The organism is Leptothoe sp. EHU-05/26/07-4, assembly GCF_043421015.1.
Taxonomy (GTDB): domain Bacteria; phylum Cyanobacteriota; class Cyanobacteriia; order Phormidesmidales; family Phormidesmidaceae; genus Leptothoe; species Leptothoe turfae.
Genome location: NZ_JAXSQV010000007.1, coordinates 11,997 through 30,740 on the forward strand (window position 1 = coordinate 11,997; position 18,744 = coordinate 30,740).

Sequence of the window (18,744 nt, forward strand, 5' to 3'; positions counted from 1 at the left end):
TGCATCAGGATGTTTGCGTGTCACATTGGCGGGACAACAAAACGCTTTCATCAGACACGCTTTGGCATAAGCAATGTGACCAATATCAAGTATGCATAATCATGGTTTTGGGGCTTGCGACTGCCCCGCAGAGACGTCGCCAGAGAAACTTAGAGTATTGGCCATTGCCCTCGTGATGGTGGCAATTTTTTCAGCGGTGGAACTGCGGGTGAGTCACCACAGCCACAGTTTATCGCTGGTGGCAGATGCAGGCCATATGATTGCTGACGTGTTTGCGATCGCAATGACCCTACTCGCTGCCTGGATCGCCCGCTGGCCCACGTCATCCCATGCGCCTTTTGGTTACCGTCGCGTGGAAATCTTAGCCGCCCTGGTGAATGGCATTGGTCTTTTATTAATTGCAGGTTGGATTGGCCAAGAATCCATTGCGCAACTACAGACACCGCCCAGTGAGATTTTAACAAAACCCATGGCGCTGACGGCGTTAGGAGGTTTAGGTGTTCATGGCATCAACGCCGTTTTACTCCATCGCCACACTGATGATGATTTGAATTTGCGGGGGGCATTTCTACATACCCTGGCCGATGCACTCAGCTGTTTGGGGGTGTTATGTGTAGCGGCAGTTGTGCAGTGGTTTGGGTGGCAATGGACAGATGGGTTGGTAAGCATTGCGATCGCGCTGCTCATCTTTGCCGGAGCGATCCCACTGATCCGCCAGAGCCTCAGCATTTTGCTAGAGCAAACACCCAACAACATTAGTCTGCAAGAGATTGAGCAAAATTTGCTTATCTTTAAAGACATCACCAAAGTAGAGCAGCTTAAGGTTTGGACCATCGCACCGGGTCAAATTCATTTGACGGCAAACCTCACTGTAAATACGGCTAGTGCTGGTCGACGCGATGTCTTGTTGAATCGCCTCCAAACTTCACTGTTCAAGGACTTTGAGATTACTGAAGCAACGCTACAAATGACGTCTACAGCATCGGTTGCTCTATCAACGCTGCCCAATACTAAAATACGAGAGCTAATTCAGACGACATCTGATGTATCGGCCACCCCCAAGGGGAGCCCCTACCCAATGACGGAGCTGGATAGCGTTGTCTCTGCTGAAACCGAATCGAATGCAAGTCGCTTCTTGGAACGTTAACTCTGTTCGCACTCGTCTTGGCCATGTCACTGATTGGCTCAAGGCAAATTCAGACGTAGATGTGCTGTGTCTCCAAGAGACAAAAGTCGTTGATGCTGACTTTCCCAAAACCCCCTTTGAGGAACTTAACTATCACACTTACATATACGGACAAAAAGCCTATAACGGTGTAGCCCTCATCAGTAAAACGCCCTTAGACGATGTGCGCATGGGATTTGGAGCAATCCTTGATGAGGATACCGTTGGCCATCTGGACGATCAAAAACGAGTTATTAGTGCTGTGTTAGATGGCGTGCGCATTCTTAACTTATATGTGCCCAATGGATCTTCCATCGGTAGTGCAAAGTATGACTATAAGATGCGTTGGCTCGCTTTACTCAAACTGTATCTGACCAAAACTCTTGAGGAAACTGCCAAGCTCAATGTCTGTGGTGACTTCAATATCGCCCTAGAAAACAAGGATATTTATACCGATGAGAAGCGGGATAAGCACATCATGTCTTCTCCATTAGAGCGTAAAACTCTACAAGACCTGCTCACCGTAGGATTAGCGGACGCTTTTCGTAAATTTACCGATGAAGGTGGTCACTTCAGCTGGTGGGATTATCGAGCTGCTTCGTTCAGGCGCAATCTGGGATGGCGCATTGACCACCATTACTTATCGCCTGAACTGTATAAGCAAGCCAAACGCTGCTGGATTGATGTCGAACCACGCAAGCTGGAAAAACCTAGCGATCATACCCCTGTAATTGTTGAGTATTAACCGATCAAACACGGGTACTTGATATAACGACCTACCCGGAAGCCAAGTAATACAATAGGTGCTAGGCTTTAAATGAGGGTAAAGCTTCTCCCTCATCCTGGGTATCTTGTTTTAAAAACAATCTGCGTAGCCCCTTAGCAGAAAGGCCCAAATCGTCTATGCAGTTTTCAGGTACCTTGTGAATACTTTTTTAGCTGGCCCAGATTGCCCAATTCTCGATCCACCCGAGTTAGAGACTGCCCTACACTTCTTAGAAATTTTTACAAATCTAGAAGACGAATTTAATCGGATAGATCTGGTCAATACTGGTTTATTTGATTTAGAGCATCCGGAAACTGCGCAACAACTGGACCTGACTGGTGCTATCAGAGCAATTAAAAGCAAAAGCCGACTTGCCAAAAACGTTCTCCGTTGGGTTGAGGACAATCATTATAATCTTGATAGTGAAGAGCTTACAGGAACAGAAGTTCTTACCAGTTAGACATCTTAGTCAAGGTAGTAAGCTTTAGTTTATCCATAAATAGTGTTTCTCTCTCTAAATCTCACAGATGCCGTCTTTAGCGAGCAATGAGATTTTTTAAAATATCTTTCCTTTACGGCCTACACCAGTTGTTTGAAGCAATGCAACGGCTGCTGCACTTGTTGAGGCTAGGAGCTTTATCTAAAATACAACAATCTCTTGAGTAAATGTAACAACAACAGAAAACAAAACAGAGATTATTGTTAGTGATACCAAGTCCGAGTGGGTATTGATGTTCATGTATATCCCTTAGCGCTGGCATTCCCTCCTAAGTCCCTTTAGGGTCGATGAATAATTCGCTCTAACACTCGTCGCTTACTGTTGGGATCAATACCAATCAAACGCACATAATCCTGGCCATGATCAACTAAGCACTGTGCAATTGCCTGAAGTGCCTGTCCTTCACTACCACCATTAATCACCGGGCAACTCTGCCAAGCATTGGTCCGAAAGCGACGCTTATCCACATATTCCATGCCGACCTGATAGCCCTGAGTCATTAGATTACGCACATTCTGCTGCACCTCATCAGGCAGAGAACTAGCAGCAACCACTGACTGCGACTGGGGTGTAGCAGGAGTGTTGTGTGAAGCACCGTTAGGTTCTTCTACCGGCTGTAACGGCACCGAGGGCGCAGGCTGATAAGCACGATAGTAGTTACCGTTGCCGTTGCTGCGATTCTCCCCGACCTTGTTCAGAGCCTGGTTATATTCCTGCACTAATCCCATTTCCTGAAGGCGACGCTGTTCGCGGACCAAACGCTGACCCACTTCAATCAGATGGCCAATACGGAAATCAGGCTTTTTGAAGCTGGGGGGAGTTTTCGTATTCACCACATTACGAGAAACATTTTCCACCCCTACACGATGAATAAAATCAATGATTTGCTCATCGTAGATTTGCGATCGCAGTGCCCCATAGAAATCAATTGCCTGGTTCGGAAACGTATCCACCAGGGTCTCAATATCATTACGACTTAGACCATCGGGTGCAAAGATTCCTCCCACAATTCCCAAACGATCGTCTCGGTTCGGCTCCCAGTAAAATTTCTGCATGCGCCCATCGCGAACTAAGGGAGCATAGAGCGTGGCAAAGTCATTACCCGTCACCACAATCGGAATACGCGGTAGCGGCGTTTCGTCATAGCTACCCGGCAGCTGCACATTGGTCGGATTATCCGCAATATTCATCAGGGTGTTATTCACCAGTTGCGTATTCACGGTGTACTGAGTCATGCCATCAAAGCGACCAGCTCCAGCATCCAGGTCATTGATCATCAGCACGGCCATTTCGCCGCGAATTTTGACCAGCTCAGCGGCTTCGCGGTAGCGCAAACGAATTAAACGAGCTGGGTCTCCCGCATCTGGGCTCTCTAGTTCGCCACCAGAAACATGAACTACATTCACTCCCATACGCTTGTACACCAGCTCACACTGAAAGGTTTTACCCTCCCCTTTGCGGCCATGGATACCGAAAATCAGCGGCAGCTTCACCTGGGGTAACTCCAAAAAGTTCTTAGTAATGTGAACTGCCAAAGCGTTAAGAAAACGGGGTGAGATGTAGTAAGCCACGGGGATAGAGAGTTCTTAGTTCTTGGTTCTAGGTTTTGAGTGGGTTGGAGGTCTTGACAATCAGCTCTGAATCCTGGCACTTAATCGAGGCCTCTCTCACGCAAAACTTAGAACTAATCCAGTATCTCGCCTGTAGGGGATTCATGTATAGGGATCAAGGCATTAAAACGATAGACGCTAAAAGAGGTATAGCCCTTCGTTTTCTCTGGAGCTATACCTCTTTGCTATTTGATGCTCTAGTTTTGAACTTACCTAACGATGTGTCGCTGGAATACGCTTCACTTTCTTAGCCCAGCCCAGACGCTCAAACAGCAGAATGGTGTACCAGGTAACATCGATCTCCCACCATTTCCAGCCGGTCTGAGCAGCACGAGGATAGGTGTGGTGATTATTGTGCCAGCCTTCACCGTAGGTGACTAGAGACACCCACCATAGATTACGAGCATTATCATCTGTATGAAATGTACGATAGCCCCAAGTATGGGTAGCAGAATTAACTAGCCAAGTTGCATGCCACAAACAGACTGCTCGGACAAAAACACCGTAGATAACAAAGGACCAGCCGCCAATAGCGTAGAGCAATAGTGCAAGCAGCACTTGAAATAATAGAAAATAGTTATTCAAAAAGCGGTAGAATGGCTGACGCATGAGGTCAGGCGCATACTTACCGTAGTAATTTTTATCAAAGTTTTCACGGTGGGGATACAGAATCCAAAGCATATGACTCCACCAAAAGCCGCGCTTGGCTGAATAAGGGTCTTTATGCACATCTTCTGTAAACGCATGGTGTTTACGGTGACCGCTGACCCAAAAGATAGGGCCCCCTTCCATTGCCAGTGTTCCTAGCACAGCGATGGGGTATTCCAACCAGCGAGGCACCTGAAAGCTACGATGGCTCAGCAATCGATGGAAACCCAGGCAAATGCCTACACCGCCACATAACCAGTGCAATAAAATGGCGACACCCAGTGCAGACCAGGAGAAAAACCAGGGTGCCAGCAGGGCAACACCGTGAAATACGGCAAAGAAACCAAACGTGACCCAATCCATAGGTGGGCGTTTAACCTCAGGTTGAGGATCCAGCCGCGGTTGGGTTAATTGTGCAGTCATACAGTCCTCACTGTCGTTGATATTGGCAAATTCTTAGAGGGTTTCAGCTGACAGCCGCTACTCTCTGAACACTTTGCAAGTATCGCTTGCATTAAACTTAGAGTAGCAATGATTCCTTTAAGTTGCAAGTAGCACTTGCAAGTCGTCCATGTCTCCGACTTCAACTCGCCATCGACTCACTCAGGCAGCGTTTGAACTTTTCTTGTCTCAAGGCATTAGCCACACGACAACTCGACAGATAGCCAATATGGCTGAGGTGAATGAGGCTACCTTATTTCGCAATTTTGGCAATAAGTACGGTCTGCTCCTGGCCATCTTGCAAGAGTCACCTGCATTAAATGCCCAGCCCCCGCTCCACGGCGAATATTCACCGGATGTCCTGCAGCTTTATTTGGATGAACACCTACAGCTACTGGAGCGATATCCCAACTTTGTACGCTCTCTTATTGGTGAGTCTGACCAGTATCCACCTGAACATCGCGCCGCTTTACAGCTAAGGCTGGGGGAAATTCAACAAGCCATTGCTAACCATCTAGGGCAAATGTTGGATACATCATCTCTCCCAGCAGCAGAACTCACCCGGTTGATCGGTGCTGCTTTAGTGGGCTACACGGTGATTGAAACCACTAGCGGAGATTCTCTCTGGGAGGATCGAAGTCATTTTTTGGAGTGTTTGACTAAATTAATTAGCACTCCACACAACGAGTCAATGGCAACTGTCTCTGAGTCAGCACCAGCCCTAGTGGTTGATTTGCCCACCAGCTGGGTACATCAGTTGATGAAGCAGACTCGAAGTATTGGGTTCCAGGATCATGCGATCGCACTTCTTCTCTTCGGTGCCGGGCTCCTACCGATAGAAATTACTCGATTGCAGCGCTCGCACCAAATTTGCGATAAATCCCAACACATTTTGCAGGTGACGGGGACCAACGGCCCTCGCCAGGTCACGGTTAACCAATGGATTTTAGGTAAACGCTACGGTTCTTACACCAGCAATCCCCTGACCAAATGGCTCAAAAACCGCAAAGACGATGCCAGCGCCATGTTTATTGATGAAGCGGGCAACCCTATGACCGTGACAGAGCTGCAAGAACGCTGGGAATTTTGGTGGCAAGGCCTGAATATGGTTGTGGAAATGCCTAAACTGATTCAAGCGCGACAAACTTGGTGTGTGGAAATGCTTATGCGGGGTATTAGCCTTGAAAATCTCAGCATTTTGACGGGATGTGAGGCCGCTACACTACAACCCTATGCTCAGCGGGCTAAGGAAAAGGGTGCGATCGCTGCCGCCGCCCAACTCGATCGAAAAGCACCGCCATCGTAATCAACCATTGCGCAACGCTCTAGTCTGGGTAAACTACACCACATACTAACCCATCAAATTTAATTGAATTTATGGCATCTTTCTACGATTGCGTCGTTGTAGGCGGTGGCCCAGCTGGTGCCACAGCAGCCTACCATCTAGCAAAAAATGGCCATTCTGTACTGATATTAGAAAAAAGCAAACTGCCTCGTTACAAACCCTGCGGCGGTGGCGTTTGCCCCAAGGTAGCTGAATGGTTTGATTATGACTTTGAACCAGTGATTTCGCAAAAAGTCACCCAGGTTCGCTACACCTACAACATGGAAGATGAAGTCATTTCTGAACTATCGGAACCCATTTGGATGGTGCGCCGCGACGAGTTTGACCATTACATGGTGCAGCAGGCCCAAAAGCAGGGAGCTGTTCTACAGGAAGCCACCAAAGCCACAGGCATCGAGTTTAAGGATGGTTGCTGGCATATCAGTACATCTGCTGAGCCAGTGGTAGGGCGATATCTCATCGCCGCAGACGGTGCTAAAGGTCCAATGGCAAAATGGCTGGGCTTTAAGCAACGCAAAACGGTTATGGCCGGGGCGATTGAAACGGAGCCTCGACTGCCAGTTCACGATGGCCACATCGTCCATTTTGAATTTGGCCTACTTAAAAATGGCTATGTCTGGAATTTTCCGAAGGCAGATGGCTATTCCTTAGGTAGTGGAGCATTTGTCTCAGCTAAACGCAAATCTCGTGATCTAGTGCAGCCTCTCGCCGACTACTCCAAACAATTTGGAGTGGAGATCGATGAGGAAACCAAACATGGACATCCTATTTTTCTTTGGGATGGTGATCAGACACTGCATACCACCCAAGCTGTATTAGCTGGGGAAGCCGCTTGCGTGGTAGATCCATTTACTGCCGAGGGTATTCGGCCCTCTATCTTTAGTGGCCTCAAGGCCTCTGAAGCAGTTCACAGCGCCCTCAGCGGCAACGAACAGGCTCTGGCTAACTATACCCAAACCATGATTGATGAATGGGGCAATGAAATGCGTTGGGCCGCTCGTCTGGCTAAGGCATTTTATTTGGCACCTAACGTTGGCTATCGCGTTGGCGTCAAACAACCCAAAGGCACGCAGATCATGGGCGATGTCTTCCTAGGGAAACTACGCTATTCCGATGTGGTGACACGGGGATTAAAGCGCATTAGCACAGGATTATTTTCAGCGTAAGCCGACAGTGCTGCTGGAGTGACATTACATGCAACGTCTGCACACCCAAAAGTTGGAGTCTAATTACACTTTGGGGTTCTTAGTTTTGAGTTCATGCCGGTGCCAATATCGAGCACGGAATTCAAAACTCAAAATTTATAACTAAGAACTCGTCACTGCCTACAAAATTCTTTCCCCGTACCATTATTGCGATTTCCGCTCCAGCGTGTTACTACAATAAGCAAATGCTGCGTTACATTAGTCGCAAACGCTCTGCCTCTGCCAAAGAGTACGCTCTATTGCTTTGATGATTTCAATACTTTTGGTTGCGTCTTGCCGACAGGCTTGGGAGGATTTTGGTTGCTAGGTTACCTATGCCGCCAAGTCAGGATGCTGGTTCCGCTACACCAGCATCTACTCTTCAGTGGACATCAACTGCATCCTCCTGGTCACTTGAGCAAACGAAACCAGATCAAATTATTCAGGACAGTACACTTTTTACCTTTCTGCGCTGTCAACGGCGGGCATATTTGGATGCCTATGGCGATGCAGACCTACAATCAGAGCCCAGCGATTATCTAGTCAAGCTGAAAAGCGATAGTGCCGTCCATCGACAAACTGTCTTAGCAGACTTTCACCCCGTTAATCGCCCCCCTCGCCATGCAGGTAATGTTGCTGCTACAGCCCAGGAAACATTTACCCTAATGCAGCAAGGGGTGGAACATATTTTTCGAGGAACTGTAGCCGCCATCAATGCAGATGGCTCCATTGGCTATGTTAGCCAGCCAGATCTTTGGATTAAACAACCAGGTGTTTCATGGCTGGGCAATTGGTACTACGTTCCCTTAGACATCAAGTTAGGTAAAAAGCCTAAGCAAGAATATCAGCTGACAGCCGCCTTCCATGCCTATGTATTGGCAGCCTGGCAAGGAGTCGTTCCAGCAGAGGCCCATCTACGCCTTAAAGAACGTCATTACGTTATCGATCTTGAGAAACAATGGCCAACGCTTCTGGAGCTTCTAGACACCTGTGAAACTGTATTGACATCAGGGGAGACACCGGATGTTTTTATCAGCCGGAGTCGATGTGACATGTGCGTGTGGCTCAATCATTGTTATGAAGTCGCCCAGCAACAAAATCATTTGTCTCTCCTGCCTGGGGTCACCCTCAACCGCTATCGCCATTTAGAAAAGCTTGGACTCACAACGGTTGAAACCCTGGCACGAAACCAGCCCGCCACGTTGGCTCAGGCCTCAGGTTTTGAGTTGAAAGTGGCAGAAAAACTAGTGCATCAGGCCCAGGCAAAACTTTCGGGAGCTGCGATCTCACGTACCGACGCCAACAATAACTTCACTCTGTCTCCCCAGGAATTGCCCAGTGCCCCCATCGAACTATATTTCGACATTGAAGCCGCCCCCGACAAAGACCTGGTTTATCTCCACGGGATTTTGGTTGTCGACACCCAAACCCATAACGAAACCTTTATCCCACTCGTAGCCCGAGAGCCTGAGGGCGAAGCTAGTGCCTGGCATCAATTTCAACATGTGATTGCCCACTATCCAGACTCGCCGATCTACCATTTTTGTCCCTATGAAGCCCAGACCGTAAGACGCCTAGCCGAACGATATGGCAGCATTATCGATATCGATGAACTGCTTAGCCGATTTGTCGATATCCATAAACGCATCGTCGATTCCGTCACCTTACCGATCGAAAGCTATGCCCTTAAGCACATTGCCCGCTGGATTGGCTTTGAATGGCGAGACAGCAGTGCAAATGGAGCCCAATCTATCTGCTGGTATGACAATTGGCTATCGAGCCAGAATGAACAATATCTCAATGATATTTTGAAGTATAACGAAGACGACTGCCGGGCCACATTTTGGGTCAAACAGTGGCTCGCTAACTTTGCAGCCCCTATTTGGAAAGACAACGCAGAAGCCGGATAATCTCTGTAGGGACCCTATTTAGCTATAGGGTCCCTATTTGGAAAGACAACGCAGAAGCCGGATAATCCCCACTGCCTAAAAAAGTTGCACTAACTGTTTGACAAAGTACCCATAACTAAGCAAAATAGAGATCGCTCGTAAGGGCCTGTAGTTCAATTGGTTAGAGCACCGCCCTGTCACGGCGGAAGTTGCGGGTTCGAATCCCGTCAGGCCCGTTAAAATTAAGTTTAATTTTGTAGAGACGCTCCATAGAACGTCTCTAATTTTTTAAATAACTACCAACACAACACTGATTAGAATCAGCGCTGCCAGCATTAGCCACCCGGAATATTTACGCCACCACGGAATTGTATAGATCTTCGAAGCTTCGGGCACTGGCTTTTGAGCAGTGTCTACATACAGGGTGCATGTAGTGGCTTGAGGCCGCTGTGGAAACGTGCAGCTATCATCTTGATGATACACACAGGTATCACACAGATAAGTGCCACCCTCAGAACGATGCAGGTCAATGCCAGGATGTCCATGGGCTTTCAGCTCTAACCCACAGTTAGAGCAAGTGACTGCATTAATGAATACGGACTGATGACATCGAGGACAGCTGGGCATATGCGTTTGCTCTAAACTACGGAGCCTTTGGACCTGGAACGATAAATTCTTTAGATTCCATTAGATCATAGTCAATGCCCAGGGCCGCATCAAAGCGCTGATTGATTTGTTCTAGCTCCTCTTCAGGAATTGATTTCCATTGCTCACGAGTAGCCCAAGCAATGACAAAAATTACTTCATCATCGTGGTTCGGGTCTAGCCAAGTGGTCTTATCTAAAAAACCGGGATAGGACTCGAGAGCTGTGGTCCAAATTTCCTCGTCAATTTCTAGATAACGACCACGCTGAGCAGGCTCTACTCTGAATTTTAGCCATTCAATCACCATAGACGGCTGAGGATTAAGGGTCGCTTCAGCATGGACGGGAGTACTGGCCCAGACAATCACCGTCCAGACAGCCATTAAACACCATAGAACTCTCTGAACCATACGGTTAACCGCCCGTCGAATACGTCAATAGTTTGCCAGAATAAGTTTATCTAAGCCGACAGCGCATCCAAAACTGTAGAAGGTGTGGGTTACATTTCGGGGTTTCCTACAAGTTTCCTACGACTGCCGGTTCGATAAGTCTCATCATCCATCACCTAGAGTTAAGCTATGGACTCATCCAATCTATTTCGGCAACTTCTAATGTTGGGCATTGGCACTACATCACTCGTTGCTGAACAGCTACGGCAGGTGACTGAAGATTGGGTCAAAGATGGCAAGCTTAATCCAGAACAAGCCCGCGGATTCGTCGATGACTTCATGTCTCAATTCAACATCGACCAGGCCGCTATCGATGAACAACTCCAGCGTCAGATTCGTAATATCATGCAAGACTTGGGTGTGCCACGCCAGACGGAAATGGATGAACTGCGGGGCCGCTTAGATCGCCTGGAGCGCCAACTTAGAGATTTAGAAAATAAACAATGGCGTTAGAGCCTAGTAATCTATTACCTGTACCGGCACTAAATGTGACATGAGTCCTACCTAATTTTTAGGAATCGTAACGTACAATTTGGATGCAGGTTACGAGCTGATGCATCAGCTCTTGCGCTATCGCACTGGGAGAACGAACTGTGAAAGAAGTTTTTATTAGCCTGGGGGTTTTCACCATTTGCTGTGTAGTTGCACTAGCTACTCAGCTACGAGGAAGTGAAGCTGTTGCCGGTAACTTGACCGTAGACATAGGCACGACCGATTCTGTCACGTCTACGCTTGTCGCCCAAGCAGAACCTGACCCACCCACCGAAGAAACAACCGAGGAACCTACGACCGATATGGCCGAAAATATGACAACTACGGACTCCGGCCTAATGTACGAAGACCTTGAGGTCGGTACTGGAGCTCTACCTACACAAGGTCAAGCCGTGACAGTGCATTACACTGGTACTTTAGAAAACGGTGAAAAGTTTGACAGTAGTCGCAATCGCAACCGTCCTTTCTCCTTTACCATCGGTGTTGGCCAGGTAATCAAAGGTTGGGATGAAGGTGTTGCTACTATGCGTGTGGGCGGTCGTCGTAAGCTAGTCATTCCCCCCGAACTAGGTTACGGTGCCCGTGGCGCAGGGGGTGTTATTCCCCCCAATGCCACACTCATCTTTGATGTAGAACTGATTCGCGTTGGTGGCTAAGAAATTAGCAAAAATCAAGTGAACGGCAAAAAGGGCTGCTCATATGAGCAGCCCTTTTTGCAGACACCGTATCTAAAAAATATTTGCCCCCTTGCCCAACCAATGGTCAGCAATCACCCATGAGGAAGCATCAACCATGGGTTCTGCAAAATAGTTGTTAACGTCTCTCCTAAAACTACGAGACTGTAAAGTTCGACGACTACTTTACCGTACAAGACCTGTATGCTTCACCTGAGCAGTGATTGAATTATTTCACGATGACTTCAAAACCCTGATTTTGAAGAGATTCCAACATATTATCCGACTGCAAGACTTCAGTGGACTCTTGATCAATGGCTGCGATCAGTTCTTGCTTATTGTCTGCAATACTTGCTCCTTGAATATTCACACGGTAGCGCATAGGAGAGAGAAAACTCTGAATTCCCAAGGCACGACATTGCAAATGCAATTTACTCAACGCCACATGAGGATCAAAGGCCATATTTGGATCGTTATCCAATGTTTTTAGATATCCTTGAAAGCCTAGGAATGCAATACGATAGATCATTGATTGGGTAAACTGTCCCTGGAAATAGCCTCCATGGACATCTCGTATTCCGAACACTCCATCCACCATCAACATTAGATAATCCCACCAATTCAGAGCTTTTCTACGGTTAGCACGGGTCAGAAGCCCCTTTGTCTCTTCACTAGTGGCATCTTCTTTTACTGAGAAGGTAAAGTCTTTATAATCAGTGCAGTCAAAGTAAGTAAAGAAATCAGCAATCGTAATTTGAGCAGTCGTTTGAGATGGAGAATTATTTATCGTCTCAGATTGACTAGCTTTGATACAATCCTGCGATATTTTAGCTAACGTATTGTAGCCATCTTTTTTACACCAGTTATAGGTAAGGAATAAATGCTCCATAATCTTGTAAGGATTACGAGCAATAGAATCCGCTAAAGACGAACCTGGGAAAAAACATTCATCTAAAGCTGACAAGTTAACAATGCCGTAATCCTTAGAGTTGTTATGATCAGCTTTCAACGAAACATTCCCTAAACGATAACCCATTGCTTCTGTCGTACTAGGAAACGTAAAGTAATTAGCTGTCGCCGAAGCAATCCGCAACGCCAAATCGCCTTCACTACTGAATAAATAGGACTCTGAAAATCGTCTTAAAGAAGATGAGAGAAAATTTACTCGGCTCGACACAATAGTCAAAATCGGAATATCCGGAGACGTTAAAATCAGCCGCTCTAACCGGAAAACAGATCCAATATCGGCTGGAGGTTTGTTACTAATGGAGCGCGTATCAAACACATCGGATAAAATCCGTACCACATTGGTAACCACAAAACCACCCATGCTGTGTCCTAAAAACGAGAGTTTTATTTTACGATGGGTTTGTTTCCAGAATTGGGCTGCTTTGTCACAAGGATATTGCTCGTTGGGATTTTGTCGCTTGATATCAGCAGCTTTTAAGTTCACTAATTCCCGGTCAATTTGGCGCAGCAATTCAACGAGATCCAGAACTCCAAAGTTGTGAGCTCGGTAGCGATCGCGAAAATAAACCACCATGCGCAAAATAACCAGTGTAATAATTATGGTGGATAGGCCTAAGAACAAAAGCAATAGAGGTACTAGTATCAGACCCGCCAGCGTTTTATCCCAGGCCATAAGTTCTACAATTAGCAGAATTAGCGCCCCACCAAACCCTAGAAACATCAAGGCTCGCGGTAAAGGAGGCAGCGCTTTGCAAGCTTCCCCTAAACGCCGAAACTCAATATTCTCTGACGGCCAGCGATAGCCGATGAAGACCTGGTTGCCTTGCCCTGGAATCACTGTGTCGTATCGGTTAATATATTGAAAAATATTCTTATACCAATCTCGAACAGAGCTGCGACCACTGTTATATCCGTGAACAGAAATCATGAGTTCAGGGTCAGGTCCCTCCTGTTTAGAACAGATATCGTAGAGATGCCGGGCAATTTCCTTCACACCCCGTGCCGCTGCCTGCATCTCTGACTCTTGCATGGCTTTGGCATTTTCAATATTTGGTGGTGCGCTACTCATCACAAAATAGCCAGGAATGGAAGCCCGCTTACGTTCAGGGGTCCCAATGTGCACAAGCCTGACCTGGGAAGCATCTTGACCTGCGTCAATATCTTGATCCACATGGGATTCATGGTCTTGTGATAGCTCGTCTCGAAAGACAAACTTTCGTAAGATCACTGGCAACGGTTTAGATTCCATGGTGTTCCCCCTGACAGGAGTCTAGATATCTAGATAATTTTCAGCTCTAATGCACAGTTGTCTGCCGCAAGGTCATGGTGATGGGTAGAGCCGTACGTCCTTCAACACTCAGGCAATTACTTGAATCTACAAGTTCCATTTGATATTTTCCGTAGTGCGATGGGCTGGAATAATGTGCACTCTCAAAATTGCACTCAACGAGCGGTTAACTTACAGAGTATAAACTGCTCTAAAAAACGTACATCAAAGGCCACGTTGTTTAGATTAAATCATTCCAATGATCAGAAACCTCCGATTATTGCAGCCAAATTTCGTACACCGACAGCAGAATCTCCACCAAAATCAGGATAACAATGTACCATTCCACTCGATGACTGCTGCCCTGCTGCAATATGCTCAACGCAGTTTCTACACTACGGGAAATCAAAGCGAGCTTTTGCTCCAGAATCAAAAGTCGCTCCCGCAGTTCATATTCGTCCTCTAGACGCAGATAGAGCCGGTTTAAATCCGGGAAGTCCCAAATCGGATCCGGTTTATCACCCACCTCCACAATGCCCAACATTTTTTGCTGAATTAGTAACGTTCCACCGATGTAGCGTAGCAACTCTTTCTCTTTTGGTGCCCGTTCTTTAGGGTTTTGAATCGCTGTTGTAAACGGCTTAATTTGATTAAACAGATCAAAAACCCTTTGCTCGTAGTAGTCCAGGACAACGCTTTTTGCGAGGGCCTCTGCCACAATTTGCAAACGCTCTGCACTAGAGTCCCGCAGCCATAATGTATCTTGCTCTAACCGTTCTTTCGCTGTGGGATGAAATGCTAACAGCAGATCCTCAAATACATCTTCCGACGATGGTTCTTTGATTAACGGCTTGAGCGACTCTAAATATGCAGCTTCTTCGATAGCATTCAGATTAAATACGACAACCACACCGTAACGTAGCAGTACGGCACAGCCGGACTTCCCAGCCCTAACAATCAACGGGTTGGTAGACAACGCATCCTTGGTTTCCAATGTTTTCACAATCAGGCGCTCACCGACTAAGTGGGCACGGGCCACGATGCGATCTTCTGTTGACCACCCTAAAGGGACGGGTGATAGCTGAGGTAGTGATGCATTCGATGATTGTGGAGTATTGAAATCAGCAGGTGGTGTGCTTAGAGAAACCATACAAAGGCTGAGCGTTTAAGAAATACACAGCTATATAATATGCCTGGCCACCTGTTTCAGTAGACTCGTGCCTGCTTTTTCAGATGATTCAATAGGGACCAAATATAAAGTTGGCCGGAGCAGAGGGCTCATTTATATAGAAAAAATCATGAATCAACGTCAGCACTTCATCCTGATTGAGAACTCCATCCTGATTCACATCTAGATTAAGAAATATGGACGATGCATAGATTGGCAGCACATTGAACACTGACAGCAGACTGATCCATTCCTGTTCGCTAATCTGACCATCGTTATCCTGATCAAAAGCGGCAAAGAGCAACGTTACTAGGGCAATCACTCGACTGGCATATTGCTTAATATCATTCAGAATCTGCTCGTAATAGGTTAACCATTCCCTCAAGGTAATCCGAGCATCACAATTTTGATCTGCTGCTGCGCACAGGCAGGCCCAGTCCTGCTGGAAATGGGTCAAAATTTGCTCTTGATGGGATGCAGCTTGCACCTCCTGGCGCAGGTTTGCCAGGCGCTGAGCCAAGGCAATAAAATCCTGCTGCACCAGTACGCCATCGTCATTGGCATCGTACAGATGAAAGAGCTTAGTTAACTTACGCGTCTGAATATCGGTCAGCATGGGCTAGTAAGCATTGGTCAGACGATTCTAAACGCTAACAATGGATTTGTGGATTTCCTAGATATCTTAGAGATTGCATCTAAGCATGCATCATAAGATTAATCAGAGTTCTAACGGTTCAAAGGCCCCATGACCGCATCCGCATCTAAAACCAACAGCCAACGTTCTGGTAATACCCCCCAAGACATTGGCATTCCAGAACGGTTGCTTAAACATACGGTGCGGTACACCGACTATCAAGAGATCAAACGCGACGACCTGACGCCAATGATGCGTCACTACGCTGAGGTAAAGGATGCCTATCCTTATGCCCTTTTGCTCTATCGCGTTGGGGACTTTTTTGAGACGTTTTTTCAGGATGCGATCGCAATTGCCCGTGAACTAGAGCTCGTCCTGACCAGCAAAGATGCTGGCAAGGCTATCGGTAAAGTCCCTTTAGCAGGCATTCCTCATCATGCGCTAGATCGCTATTGCGCACTATTAGTGGAAAAAGGATTTGCGATCGCAATTTGCGACCAGGTAGAAGATCCGGCCCAGGCCCAGGGACTGGTCAAACGAGAGGTCACCCGCGTTATTACGCCTGGTACCATTCTTGAAGAGGGTATGCTCACCGCTAAACGCAACAACTTTTTAGCCGCCCTAGTCATTGCCGACAAACATTGGGGACTAGCCCATGCCGATGTCTCAACAGGAGAGTTTTTTACCACCCAGGGTACAGCCATTGATCAATTGTCTCAGGAATTGATGCGACTGCAGCCCGCAGAGGTACTTGTGCCCACCAACGCCCCTGATTTAGGTGCACTATTGCGGCCAGGAGAAACCTCGGACAACTTACCCGAAGGCTTACCAGCACAATTTTGCTATACCTTTCGTTCCCAAACACCGTTTACCCATGCTGAAGCAAAACAGCGTCTACTACAAAGCTACCGCGTACGCTCTTTAGAAGGTTTTGGTTGCGAACATTTACCGCTCGCAGCGAGAGCAGCTGGCGGTTTATTGCATTATGTCGAAGATACTCAAAAAGAGAGTTTGGCACCACTACAGCCTCTATCGACCTACACCACCACAGAATTTCTGGTGATTGATCATCAGACTCGACGTAATTTAGAGATGACTCAAACTGTACGGGATGGTATCTTTCACGGCTCATTGCTGTGGGCTTTAGACAAAACCACGACCGCCATGGGCAGTCGAGCGCTGCGACGCTGGTTATTGCAACCGCTTTTAAGCATCGAGAACATTCAGGAGCGCCAAGAAACGATCAGTGAACTGGTAGACAACGGCACGCTACGTCAGCAGCTACAGCTGATCCTCAAGCAAATTTATGATTTAGAGAGACTGGCCGGGCGCGCTGGCTCTGGTACTGCCAACGGTCGTGATTTAGTAGCCATGGCTGAGTCATTTGAAAAGTTACCAGATCTGGCGGCACTGATGGCCCACGCCCAGTCACCGCATTTAGTGAGACTACAGATTGTACCGTCAGAACTGGAGCAGATGGGACGCAAGCTCAGAGCTCATTTAGTGGAGAGCCCACCGCTCTACCTCACAGATGGTGGCCTGATCCGCGAAGGCGTTAATGCTCACCTTGATGGCCTACGAGATCAAGTCAGTAGCGACCAGCGCTGGATTGCCAATCTGGAAGTTACCGAACGGGAACGTACCGGTATTTCTAACTTAAAAGTCGGTTTCAATAAAGCCTTTGGATATTACATCAGTATCTCTCGGGCCAAGAGCAAACAGGCTCCTGACAACTACATTCGTAAACAAACGCTGACTAACGAAGAACGCTACATTACACCAGAACTAAAGGAGAGAGAAGCTCGCATCCTTAACGCAAAGGATGAGATTAATCAAATTGAATACGAGATTTTTCTAGAGCTACGGGAAGACGTTGGCCAACATGCTGAACTCATCCGCAAGGTGGCCGTAAATGTAGCGGCAGCAGACGTGCTTTGTGGCCTGGCGGAGCTGGCTATCTACCAGGGATATTGTCGTCCTGATATTGTGCAAGATCGGACTCTAGCGATTGAAGCTGGACGCCATCCAGTGGTAGAACAGTCGCTGCCTGCGGGCTTTTTTGTGCCGAATTCGACGGGTCTTGGTTATGGGGAAACACCCGATGGGAGGGGGGGCAAGGCCCATCCTCCGGACTTGATCATTTTGACGGGGCCAAATGCCAGCGGGAAAAGCTGCTATCTGCGACAGGTGGGGCTCATTCAGCTGATGGCCCAGGTAGGAAGCTTTGTACCAGCGAAGAATGCAGTGCTGGGAGTGTGCGATCGCATCTTCACCCGCGTTGGTGCCGTAGACGACTTAGCCACCGGGCAATCCACATTTATGGTGGAAATGAATGAAACCGCCAATATTCTTAACCATGCCACCCCTCACTCCCTCGTCTTACTCGACGAAATTGGTCGAGGCACAGCCACATTTGACGGACTCTCCATTGCTTGGGCGGTGGCAGAACACCTGGCTAGTGATATTCAGGCCCGCACTATTTTTGCCACCCACTACCACGAGCTCAATGAGCTCGCTTCACTATTAGAAAATGTGGCCAACTTCCAGGTAACGGTGAAAGAAATGCCAGACCAGATTATCTTTCTGCACCAGGTACAACCTGGCGGAGCCGATCGCTCTTATGGAATAGAAGCCGGTCGCCTAGCGGGATTGCCCCCCAGCGTCATCAAACGAGCCCAACAGGTCATGGGTCAAATTGAAAAACACAGTAAAATCGCCGTAGGCCTCCGCAAAGGGAGTGTAACCAAATCGTCTAAAAAATCAAAAGTTCAAGAAAGCAGCCCTGATTCTCAACTCAATATTTTTGGATAACAGTCTTTTCTGTAGCGCCCTGATATACCGTCATCCCAACTAAAATACAATGTACAGACATTTTATGGAACGCCTCCACCAAGCGTCTA

16 protein-coding genes and 1 tRNA gene are annotated in these 18,744 nt (G+C 47.4%); 10 read left to right on the forward strand and 7 right to left on the reverse strand.

Going from position 1 to position 18,744, the window contains the following annotated elements; translation table 11 throughout:
- Positions 1-91 precede the first annotated feature (91 nt).
- From U2F10_RS24510 to U2F10_RS24520, 3 genes are all read left to right on the forward strand, one after another.
- On the forward strand, positions 92-1,147 hold the full coding sequence (locus U2F10_RS24510; RefSeq protein WP_163659105.1) for a cation diffusion facilitator family transporter: 1,056 nt from the start codon (positions 92-94) through the stop codon (positions 1,145-1,147).
- A complete protein-coding gene (xth, locus tag U2F10_RS24515) occupies positions 1,122-1,910 on the forward strand; it encodes an exodeoxyribonuclease III (RefSeq protein WP_499873564.1) in 789 nt (262 codons plus the stop codon). Before U2F10_RS24510 ends, xth begins: the two co-directional genes overlap by 26 nt.
- Before the next feature lie 178 nt (positions 1,911-2,088).
- Complete coding sequence (locus tag U2F10_RS24520; RefSeq protein ID WP_006517023.1) at positions 2,089-2,391, forward strand: hypothetical protein; 303 nt, start codon at positions 2,089-2,091, stop codon at positions 2,389-2,391.
- A 317-nt stretch (positions 2,392-2,708) separates the two neighbouring features.
- Here the strand turns inward: U2F10_RS24520 and U2F10_RS24525 are convergent, their stop codons facing one another.
- Positions 2,709-4,001 (reverse strand): RuBisCO small subunit-like domain-containing protein, encoded by a 1,293-nt coding sequence (locus tag U2F10_RS24525; protein ID WP_163659107.1) that lies wholly within the window; start codon positions 3,999-4,001, stop codon positions 2,709-2,711.
- Positions 4,002-4,253: 252 nt separating this feature from the next.
- Positions 4,254-5,111, reverse strand: coding sequence for an acyl-CoA desaturase (locus U2F10_RS24530; protein WP_163659108.1), 858 nt, complete (start codon positions 5,109-5,111; stop codon positions 4,254-4,256).
- Between the two features lie 148 nt (positions 5,112-5,259).
- Here U2F10_RS24530 and U2F10_RS24535 point away from each other — a divergent pair, with 148 nt between their 5' ends.
- The 4 genes from U2F10_RS24535 (at position 5,260) to U2F10_RS24550 (ending at position 9,783) form a co-directional block, all read left to right on the forward strand.
- Complete coding sequence (locus tag U2F10_RS24535; protein WP_163659109.1) at positions 5,260-6,435, forward strand: TetR/AcrR family transcriptional regulator; 1,176 nt, start codon at positions 5,260-5,262, stop codon at positions 6,433-6,435.
- 71 nt (positions 6,436-6,506) lie between these two features.
- Positions 6,507-7,640, forward strand: a complete 1,134-nt coding sequence (locus U2F10_RS24540; RefSeq protein WP_163659110.1) for a geranylgeranyl reductase family protein — start codon at positions 6,507-6,509, stop codon at positions 7,638-7,640.
- A 353-nt stretch (positions 7,641-7,993) separates the two neighbouring features.
- On the forward strand, positions 7,994-9,568 hold the full coding sequence (locus U2F10_RS24545; RefSeq protein ID WP_499873566.1) for a TM0106 family RecB-like putative nuclease: 1,575 nt from the start codon (positions 7,994-7,996) through the stop codon (positions 9,566-9,568).
- 141 nt (positions 9,569-9,709) lie between these two features.
- Positions 9,710-9,783: transfer RNA gene (locus tag U2F10_RS24550), tRNA-Asp, on the forward strand.
- Positions 9,784-9,835: 52 nt separating this feature from the next.
- Here the strand turns inward: U2F10_RS24550 and U2F10_RS24555 are convergent.
- Together U2F10_RS24555 and U2F10_RS24560 are read right to left on the reverse strand one after the other, a co-directional pair.
- Positions 9,836-10,174, reverse strand: coding sequence for a zinc ribbon domain-containing protein (locus U2F10_RS24555; protein ID WP_163659112.1), 339 nt, complete (start codon positions 10,172-10,174; stop codon positions 9,836-9,838).
- Between the two features lie 16 nt (positions 10,175-10,190).
- Positions 10,191-10,601 (reverse strand): TIGR03792 family protein, encoded by a 411-nt coding sequence (locus U2F10_RS24560; protein ID WP_348917857.1) that lies wholly within the window; start codon positions 10,599-10,601, stop codon positions 10,191-10,193.
- 168 nt (positions 10,602-10,769) lie between these two features.
- Here U2F10_RS24560 and U2F10_RS24565 point away from each other — a divergent pair, with 168 nt between their 5' ends.
- Together U2F10_RS24565 and U2F10_RS24570 are read left to right on the forward strand one after the other, a co-directional pair.
- Positions 10,770-11,093 (forward strand): phasin family protein, encoded by a 324-nt coding sequence (locus U2F10_RS24565; protein ID WP_163659113.1) that lies wholly within the window; start codon positions 10,770-10,772, stop codon positions 11,091-11,093.
- 140 nt (positions 11,094-11,233) lie between these two features.
- Positions 11,234-11,788: an FKBP-type peptidyl-prolyl cis-trans isomerase gene (locus tag U2F10_RS24570; protein ID WP_499873567.1), complete on the forward strand. Its 555-nt coding sequence runs from the start codon at positions 11,234-11,236 to the stop codon at positions 11,786-11,788.
- Between the two features lie 247 nt (positions 11,789-12,035).
- Here the strand turns inward: U2F10_RS24570 and U2F10_RS24575 are convergent, their stop codons facing one another.
- From U2F10_RS24575 to U2F10_RS24585, 3 genes are all read right to left on the reverse strand, one after another.
- The gene (locus U2F10_RS24575) at positions 12,036-14,024 is read right to left on the reverse strand and encodes an alpha/beta hydrolase (protein ID WP_499873568.1); all 1,989 of its coding nucleotides are present in this window, start codon (positions 14,022-14,024) and stop codon (positions 12,036-12,038) included.
- 295 nt (positions 14,025-14,319) lie between these two features.
- Positions 14,320-15,192, reverse strand: a complete 873-nt coding sequence (locus tag U2F10_RS24580; protein ID WP_006517038.1) for an RMD1 family protein — start codon at positions 15,190-15,192, stop codon at positions 14,320-14,322.
- A gap of 88 nt (positions 15,193-15,280) precedes the next feature.
- Positions 15,281-15,826 (reverse strand): EF-hand domain-containing protein, encoded by a 546-nt coding sequence (locus tag U2F10_RS24585; protein ID WP_163659116.1) that lies wholly within the window; start codon positions 15,824-15,826, stop codon positions 15,281-15,283.
- A gap of 129 nt (positions 15,827-15,955) precedes the next feature.
- Here U2F10_RS24585 and mutS point away from each other — a divergent pair, with 129 nt between their 5' ends.
- Positions 15,956-18,655: a DNA mismatch repair protein MutS gene (gene mutS, locus U2F10_RS24590; RefSeq protein ID WP_499873569.1), complete on the forward strand. Its 2,700-nt coding sequence runs from the start codon at positions 15,956-15,958 to the stop codon at positions 18,653-18,655.
- Positions 18,656-18,744: the final 89 nt, after the last annotated feature.